Here is a 6845-nt window from a genome sequence, read left to right as displayed (position 1 = left end):
CCGGCGCCGCACTCCCGTCAGGTGCCGGCCCCGGCGCGGGCGAGCAGCTCGCGGCGGACCGCCGCCTTGGAGATCTTGAGCATCGAACCCTGGGTGGGCAGCTCGTCGGTGAGCTCGAGCTGCTCGGGCAGCTTGTAGCGGCCCAGGCCCGCGGCGAGCAGGTGGCGTTGCATCTCGGCGAAGTCCAGGTCGGGCTGGCCGGGCACCCGCTCGACCACCGCGCAGACCCGCTCGCCGCGTTCGTCGTCGGNCAGGCCGACCACGGCGACCCGGGCGACCAGCGGGTGGGTGCCCAGCAGGTCCTCGACCTCCCGCGCGGAGATGTTCTCGCCCTTGCGGATGATGATGTCCTTGATCCGGCCGGTGAGCTTGATCCGCCCGTCCGGGNGGACCATCCCGAGGTCGCCGGTGCGTAACCAGCCGTCGACGAACGCCTGCGCGCTCTGCGCCGGATCCCGGTAGCCCTTGCACACCTGCGGGCCGCGGATCTGCAGCTCGCCCTCCTCCCCCGGATCGGCGACGGTGCCGTCGAGGCGGGCGGCTCGGATCTCGATGCCGCGCACGGGCGCCCCGTCGGTCCCCCGGCGCAGCTCGACGTCGTCGTCGGGGTAGCCGACGGCGATCATCGGAACCTCGGTCATCCCGTAGGCGGGGATGTAGGTCACCCCGAGCTCGGCGGTGATCTGGTCGAACATCGCCGGTGGGGTGGGGCCGGCGCCGCCGCCGAGCTGGCGCAGGTCCGGCAGCAGCCGGCCGGCCCCGCGCCGACGCTGCTCGCGCAGCAGCAGCTCGCCGAAGGCGACGCTGCCGCCGCACAGGTTCACCCGGTGCCGGCGGAACAGCTCCGCCAGCGACGACGGGTCGAACCGCTCCACCGACAGCGTGCGGATCCCGACGGAGAACATGAAGCAGAACAGGTTCGGCCCGCCGATGTGCGCGATGGCGAACTGCATCGCGAACACCGTGTCGGCGTCGAGCCGCATCCGCTCGGCGTAACCGCGCCCGCCCCACATCAGCGACTCGTCCGAGTGCAGCACGCCCTTGGGCTCGGACGTCGTGCCGCTGGTGTAGAAGGTCCAGCGGGCCTCGCGCGGATCGGTCGGCGGCGCCGGCAGGGTCGCCGGGTCGCCGTCGGGCAGGTCGTCGACCCCGACGACCACGATCCGCGGCCGGGGGGCGTCGGACCAGTCGAGCTCNGAGACCATCTCGACGTAGTCGAACCCGTTCCAGGTGCCGGGCAGCACGACCCACTCGGCGCCGGTCTGGCGCAGCGCGAAGCCGACCTCCCGGCCCCGCACCGCCGGGATCACCGGGTTCTGGTGGGCGCCGAGGCGAGCGAGCGCCAGGCACACCAGCAGGGTCTCGATCCTGGTCGGAAGCTGCCAGGTCACCCGGGATCCCGGGCCGATCCCGAGCTGGTGCAGACCCGCGGCCACCCGCTCGGCCCGGTCGCGGAACTCGCCGAAGGTGATCCGGCGGTCCCGCTCGTCGACGATCATCAACCGGTCCGGGGTGAGCCGTGCCCGCCGCTCGCACACCTCCCAGAAGGTGAGGTCGTCGATGGGTATCACGGCCGATGCGGACGTCGTCACGGCGGCCACTCCTCTCTCCCGTCAGTGCCGGGGTCCGCGCGGTCAGCCGCCNTGGTTCGGGTCGACGCCCAGGTAGTGCTCGAAGACCTCCTCGGCGACGTCCTCGGGACGCCCGTCGAACACGATCCGGCCCTTGGTCAGCACGCAGACCCGGTCGGCCGCGGCCAGGGCGCGGTGGACGTACTGCTCGACGAGCAGCAGCGACGTCCCGGCCTGGCGAATCCGGTCGAGGAACTCGTAGATCTGGTCGACGATCACCGGGGCGAGCCCCATCGACACCTCGTCGACCAGCACCACGGACGGTTCGTCGAGGTAGGCGCGCATCACCGCGAGCATCTGCTGCTGGCCGCCCGAGAGCTCCCCCGCCGGCTGGGACAGCTTGCTGCCGAGGATCGGGAAGTTCGCCACCGCGCGCTCGAGCGCGTCGTCGACGTTGCGCTTCCAGGTGTGCAGGACGAGGTTCTCCCGCACGGTCAGCGACGGGTAGACGCCGCGGCCCTCCGGGATGTGGCACAGCCCGCCCCGGGCCCGCTGGTAGGGCCGGGCCCGGGTGACGTCGCGCCCGTCGAGGATCACCTCGCCGCGGGTCGGGCGCAGCAGACCCGAGGCCACCCGCAGCAGCGTCGTCTTGCCCGCGCCGTTCGGCCCGAGCAGCGCGACGACGCTGCCGCGCGGCACGGTCAGCGAGACGTCGTGCAGCACGGCCGACGAGCCGTAGCCGGCGTCGAGCCCGCGGACCTCCAGCACCGGGGTCGCGGGAGCGGCGGCGGCGCCCTCGCCGCCCGGCCGGGTCTCGGTGACGGTCACGAACCCACCTCCTGGGACACGGTCTGGCGCGACGGCGCCGCGGGATCGGCCGGGCCCGTCTCGCCGGTCTGGTCGGACCCGCCGGGCGTCTCCGGCGTGTCGGACGCGTCGGACGCGTCGGACGCGTCGGCGGTGGCCGCCTCGGAGCCGAGGTAGGCGGCGCGCACGGCGTCGCTCGCGGCGACCTCGGCGGGAGTCCCCTCGAAGATCGGGACGCCGAAGTCGAGGACGTAGATGTAGTGGCAGACCTCCATGACCAGCGCCATGTCGTGCTCGATGAGCAGGACACCGACGTCGCCCTGGCGGATCACCTCGGCGAGTACCTCGCCGAAACGGGCCGTCTCCAGGCGGTTCAGGCCGGACGACGGCTCGTCGAGCAGGAGCATGTCGAACGGGCCGGCCAGGCAGCGGGCGAGCTCGACCAGCCGGCGCTCCCCGGTCGACAGGATGCCGACGGGCCGGTCCAGCAGGTCGGTGATCCCGCAGGTGGCAGCGGCGCGTTCCACCGCCTCGGCGACCACCCGGCGCTGCGCGCGGGTCCCGGCGAGGTGGCGCCAGGGCCGGACCCCGGCCATGGACGCCTCCCGGCCGAGCACGATGTTCTCCCGCACCGACATCGAGTCGAACAGTTCCATCCGTTGGAACGTCCGGCCGAGGCCGCCGCGGGCCCGCNCCGACGGTGGCAGCCGCGACACGTCGGAGCCGTGCAGCCGCACCCGCCCGCTGCTGGGGCGGACCAGGCCGCTGCACGCGTTGAACGTCGTCGTCTTGCCGGCGCCGTTGGGCCCGATNAGCCCGGTGACCCGGCCCTGGGGGGCGATCAGCGAGAAGCTGTCGACGGCGAGGTTGCCGCCGAAGCGGACGCTGACCTTCTCCACCTCGATGCCGCTGTCGGGCGCGGCGGCGACGGCGGCGGGCCGCTCGATCGAGATCGCCGCCACCTCGGCCGCCGCGGCCGCGTCGAGCGGCAGTGCGTCGACCGCCGGCACATCGACCGCCGGCGCGCCGGCCGCCGGCGCGTCCGTGCCGGCCGCCGGCGTGGCACCCGGCTCGCCGGCCGGTGCCGCCGTGACCGTCGCGGCCTCGGCTGGCCGGCCGCCGAGGCGGTCGGCCAGCCGGCGCAGCGCGACGTTGCGCGGCGGCCCCCCGCTCAGCGACACCGCGATGGCGGACACGCCGAACAGGAAGTTCAACCAGTTGGTGGTGTTCTCGTTGGTGATGTAGGCGCTGGGCAGGACCATGCCCGCCGCGGCGAGGAAGGCGTACCACGGCTCCCCGCCGAGGCTGATCACCAGGACGGCGAGGATCACCAGCGAGGAGAACGAGGAGAACGAGGACCCGGTGACCGCCGAGACCGAGCCGCCGTAGAGGCCGCCGTAGATCGCGGCGACGAAGGCGGACAGGCAGAACACGAGCACCCGGGTGGTGTTCACGCTCGCGCCGTGGGTGGCCAGCGCCGTCGGCGAGTCGCTCAGGCCGCGCAGCAGCCGGCCGAGCCGGCTGCGGTGCACGCCCACCACCAGGGCGGCGACCAACGCGACGAAGATGAGGACGAGGTAGTAGTACCCGCGGTCGCTCTCGAAGNCCGACAGCCCGGGGCGGGGCACCCGCACACCCGAGGTGCTGGACCCGAAAAGGATCTTCAGCGGGTAGCCCATCTGCTCCAGCGCGATGCCGAAGCCGAAGGTGGCCAGGGCCAGGAACACCCCGGACAACCGGATCGCCGGGATCGCGATGACCGCACCGACGGGGATGGCGACGAGGCCCGCGAGCNGCAGCGCGACCAGCCAGGGCAGGCCGAGGCCGGTGGTGAAGTGCCCCATGGAGGCGGCGCCGATCGCGGCGAACGCGGCGTGGGCCAGCGACACCTGGCCCGAGGTGCGCACCAGCAGCCCGAGGGACAGGAAGAGGATGACCTTCAGCAGCGCGTCGGTGTAGGTCGGGATGCGCGAGCTGCCGACGAGGAACGGCACGGCGACGGCGAGGGCCGCGAGCACCACCGCGCCACTGACCTGGATACGGGCCGGGGCCCNCCAGGTGTCGGTGACCAGCAGGCGGGCCGACAGGCGCCGGTCGACCAGCCGCCGACGCGGGGTGAGCAGCAGGACCGCGAACAGCACGAGGAACGGAGTGCTCGGCGGCAGCCCGGTCAGCAGCGCGTTCGGGTGGGTGACCGCGCCGTACTTGGTCAGGATGGAGGCGAGCACGCCGACGACGAGGCCACCGGCGTAGGTCAGCGGCAGGCTGGAGAAGTAGCCGAGCGCGGCGGCGCCGAACGCCTGCACGACGAGCAGCGTCAGCAGCAGGGCGTCCAGGCTCAGGCTCGGGGCGAGCAGGACGCCGGCGAGGCAGGCGAACGTGCTGCCGATCACCCAGGACCAGCGGCGGACCGCCACCGGGTTGGTGCCGGCGGAGTCGAGCAGCTCCGGGTCGTCGACGACGCCGCGCATCGCCAGGCCCAGACGGGCGAAGCGGAAGAACAGGTACAGCCCCGCGGTGGCGATCAGCGCGATGGCCGTGATGATGATCTGGTCCCAGGTGACGACCGTCCCGGACAGCGTGAACGCCGAGCCGGTCGGCAGGAACGTCGGGAAGGTCTGGCTCTGGGCGCCGTAGCGGGCGGTGAAGAAGCCCTGGACGGCCAGGATGATGCCGATGGTTGCAACGATCTTGTAGACGACCCGGACTTCGGCGAGGCGGCGTGCCATCAACTCGAGCAGAAGTCCCAGGGCGGGTCCTACGACGCCGACGCTGAGCAGCGCGGCCAATCCCCAGGGGAGGCCATGTTGGACCCGTAAGAAGTAGAAGGTGTAGGCGGCGGTCGTGGCGACCGCCCCGTGCGCAAGGTTGAAGATCCCAGACGTCTTGTAGGTGAGCACCAGGCCCGTGGCCGNCAGTCCGTAGACGGAGCCGGAGACCAGGCCGATGATCACAAAAGGTAAGAGGTCGTTCATACGATCGGCCACCCCGCCGACCGGGAACGCGCACCTCGGAAGATCATTCCGACACTCCCGTCAGATTCTGCCTCAGACCGAACCCACCACAGGGGCCGGACGCACCCGCCCGGTCGGATGCCCGCCCGAACGGCCAGGCCGCCCACTCGATCGTGTGGCCGGAATCATACCGTCAGATTGTCTGCCGACCAGAGGCTTGGCGCGTTCTTCTGTTGCGACGGGTGTCCGACCTGCTCGCGGGGGCGTCGAGGTCCCGGGCGAGGGCCGCGTGGCGGCGGCGTGTCGGGCGTGTCGGGGCAGGTGACGAGGGAGTTAGAACTGCCGGTCGTTCGGCGTCGCCGCCCGACCGGACGGACCCCCGACGGCCCGGAGGCCGAGCCGCCGGGGGTGGGGACGGCGGGCTGCCCGGGGCGGGATACCGGGCCGTCCGCACCCGACTGCGATCAGCGCGCGGCGACGATCAGTCCGCGCCGACGATCAGCCTGCGGCGACGATCAGCGCGCGGCGGCGCGGATCGTCTCGCGCAGGGACCCCAGCGTCGCCGCCAGGGCCGTCGGCTCGTGGCCGCAGTGCGCCATGCAGTTCGNGCAGCGCGGGTCCTTGCCGCGGCCGTAGGAGTCCCAGTCGGTGGTGTCGAGCAGCTCCTGGTAGGACTCGGCGTAGCCGTCACCCATCAGGTAACAGGGCTTCTGCCAGCCGTACAGGGAGTAGGACGGAATTCCCCACGCCGTGCACGGAAAGTCGAGCTTGCCCTCAAGGAAGTCCAGGTAGAGCGGCGAGTGGTTGAGACGCCAGCCCCTCCNGCGGCCCTCCGCGAACNCCTTCTGGAAAAGCTCCCGCGTCTCCTGGACACCCAGGAAGTTCTCCTGGTCGGGGGCCTTCTCGTAGGCGTAGGCCGGGGAGAGCATCATCCCGTCGACATTGAGGTCGTTGTTGAGGAAGTTCAGGACGTCGATGACGTTCTGCGGGGTGTCGGTGTTGAAGAAGGTCGTGTTGGTGGTCNCCCGGAANCCCCGCCGCTGGGCCTCCTTGATGTTGTCCACGGCCTGGGCGAAGACACCCTTCTTCGCCACGATCTCGTCGTGGCGTTCCTCCAGGCCGTCGATGTGCACGGCGAAGGACAGGTACGGCGACGGGGTGAGCTTGTCGATCTTCTTCGGGNTGAGCAGCGCGTTCGTGCACAGGTACACGAACTTCTTCCGCTTGACCAGGCCCTCGACGATCTTCTCTACCTGCGGGTGCATCAGCGGCTCGCCACCCGCCAGGCACACCACGGGAGCGCCGCACTCGTCGACCGCGGCCAGCGCCTGCTCGACCGGCATGCGCTGTTTCAGCACGTCCGCCNGATGCTGGATCTTGCCGCAGCCCTCGCAGGCCAGATTGCACGCGAACAGCGGTTCCAGTTCGAGGGTGATGGGAAACTTCTCGCGGCGCAGAATCTTCTGCTTCGCGAGATAGGCTCCGACCCTGATCGCCTGGCGTGCTGGAATGG

5 protein-coding genes and 13 pseudogenes are annotated in these 6845 nt (G+C 71.8%); all 18 read right to left on the bottom strand.

Annotated elements, in window-relative coordinates; genetic code table 11:
* Window positions 1-17: 17 nt before the first annotated feature.
* A pseudogene (locus UK94_RS46495) lies at window positions 18-250 on the bottom strand (cyclohexanecarboxylate-CoA ligase); the annotation flags it as partial.
* Window position 251: 1 nt separating this feature from the next.
* Window positions 252-387 (bottom strand): annotated as a pseudogene (locus UK94_RS73385) (hypothetical protein); the annotation flags it as partial.
* Window position 388: 1 nt separating this feature from the next.
* A pseudogene (locus tag UK94_RS46490) lies at window positions 389-1196 on the bottom strand (long-chain fatty acid--CoA ligase); the annotation flags it as partial.
* A 1-nt stretch (window position 1197) separates the two neighbouring features.
* The coding region (locus UK94_RS46485; protein ID WP_268761292.1) for an AMP-binding protein at window positions 1198-1538 on the bottom strand (341 nt) is incomplete at its 3' end.
* A 106-nt stretch (window positions 1539-1644) separates the two neighbouring features.
* Window positions 1645-2294: ABC transporter ATP-binding protein (locus UK94_RS10085; RefSeq protein ID WP_313949474.1), on the bottom strand; the 650-nt coding region annotated here is incomplete at its 3' end.
* Window positions 2295-2395: 101 nt separating this feature from the next.
* Window positions 2396-3071 (bottom strand): annotated as a pseudogene (locus tag UK94_RS46480) (ATP-binding cassette domain-containing protein); the annotation flags it as partial.
* Window position 3072: 1 nt separating this feature from the next.
* Window positions 3073-3190, bottom strand: a 118-nt coding sequence (locus UK94_RS46475; RefSeq protein ID WP_235487337.1) for an ATP-binding cassette domain-containing protein, incomplete at its 3' end; no start/stop codon positions are given.
* Between the two features lies 1 nt (window position 3191).
* A pseudogene (locus UK94_RS46470) lies at window positions 3192-3983 on the bottom strand (branched-chain amino acid ABC transporter permease/ATP-binding protein); the annotation flags it as partial.
* Between the two features lies 1 nt (window position 3984).
* Window positions 3985-4172 (bottom strand): annotated as a pseudogene (locus UK94_RS46465) (hypothetical protein); the annotation flags it as partial.
* A 1-nt stretch (window position 4173) separates the two neighbouring features.
* Window positions 4174-4372, bottom strand: a 199-nt coding sequence (locus UK94_RS73380; RefSeq protein WP_268761291.1) for a hypothetical protein, incomplete at its 3' end; no start/stop codon positions are given.
* 60 nt (window positions 4373-4432) lie between these two features.
* Window positions 4433-5292, bottom strand: a pseudogene (locus UK94_RS46455) (branched-chain amino acid ABC transporter permease); the annotation flags it as partial.
* Window position 5293: 1 nt separating this feature from the next.
* A partial coding sequence (locus UK94_RS73375) for a hypothetical protein (RefSeq protein ID WP_268761290.1) occupies window positions 5294-5353 on the bottom strand: 60 nt, incomplete at its 3' end.
* A 494-nt stretch (window positions 5354-5847) separates the two neighbouring features.
* A pseudogene (locus UK94_RS46450) lies at window positions 5848-5939 on the bottom strand (hypothetical protein); the annotation flags it as partial.
* 1 nt (window position 5940) lies between these two features.
* Window positions 5941-6155: pseudogene (locus UK94_RS46445) on the bottom strand (DUF3463 domain-containing protein); the annotation flags it as partial.
* A gap of 18 nt (window positions 6156-6173) precedes the next feature.
* A pseudogene (locus tag UK94_RS46435) lies at window positions 6174-6355 on the bottom strand (hopanoid biosynthesis associated radical SAM protein HpnH); the annotation flags it as partial.
* Window positions 6356-6364: 9 nt separating this feature from the next.
* Window positions 6365-6514 (bottom strand): annotated as a pseudogene (locus tag UK94_RS46430) (hopanoid biosynthesis associated radical SAM protein HpnH); the annotation flags it as partial.
* 1 nt (window position 6515) lies between these two features.
* Window positions 6516-6697: pseudogene (locus UK94_RS46425) on the bottom strand (hopanoid biosynthesis associated radical SAM protein HpnH); the annotation flags it as partial.
* A 1-nt stretch (window position 6698) separates the two neighbouring features.
* Window positions 6699-6843 (bottom strand): annotated as a pseudogene (locus UK94_RS46420) (hopanoid biosynthesis associated radical SAM protein HpnH); the annotation flags it as partial.
* Window positions 6844-6845 lie beyond the last annotated feature (2 nt).

This window comes from Frankia sp. AvcI1, from assembly GCF_001420875.1.
In the GTDB taxonomy this organism is placed as follows: domain Bacteria; phylum Actinomycetota; class Actinomycetes; order Frankiales; family Frankiaceae; genus Frankia; species Frankia alni.
The sequence above is the reverse complement of the archived record's forward strand: the minus strand, read 5'-3'. Positions and strand labels throughout refer to the sequence as shown.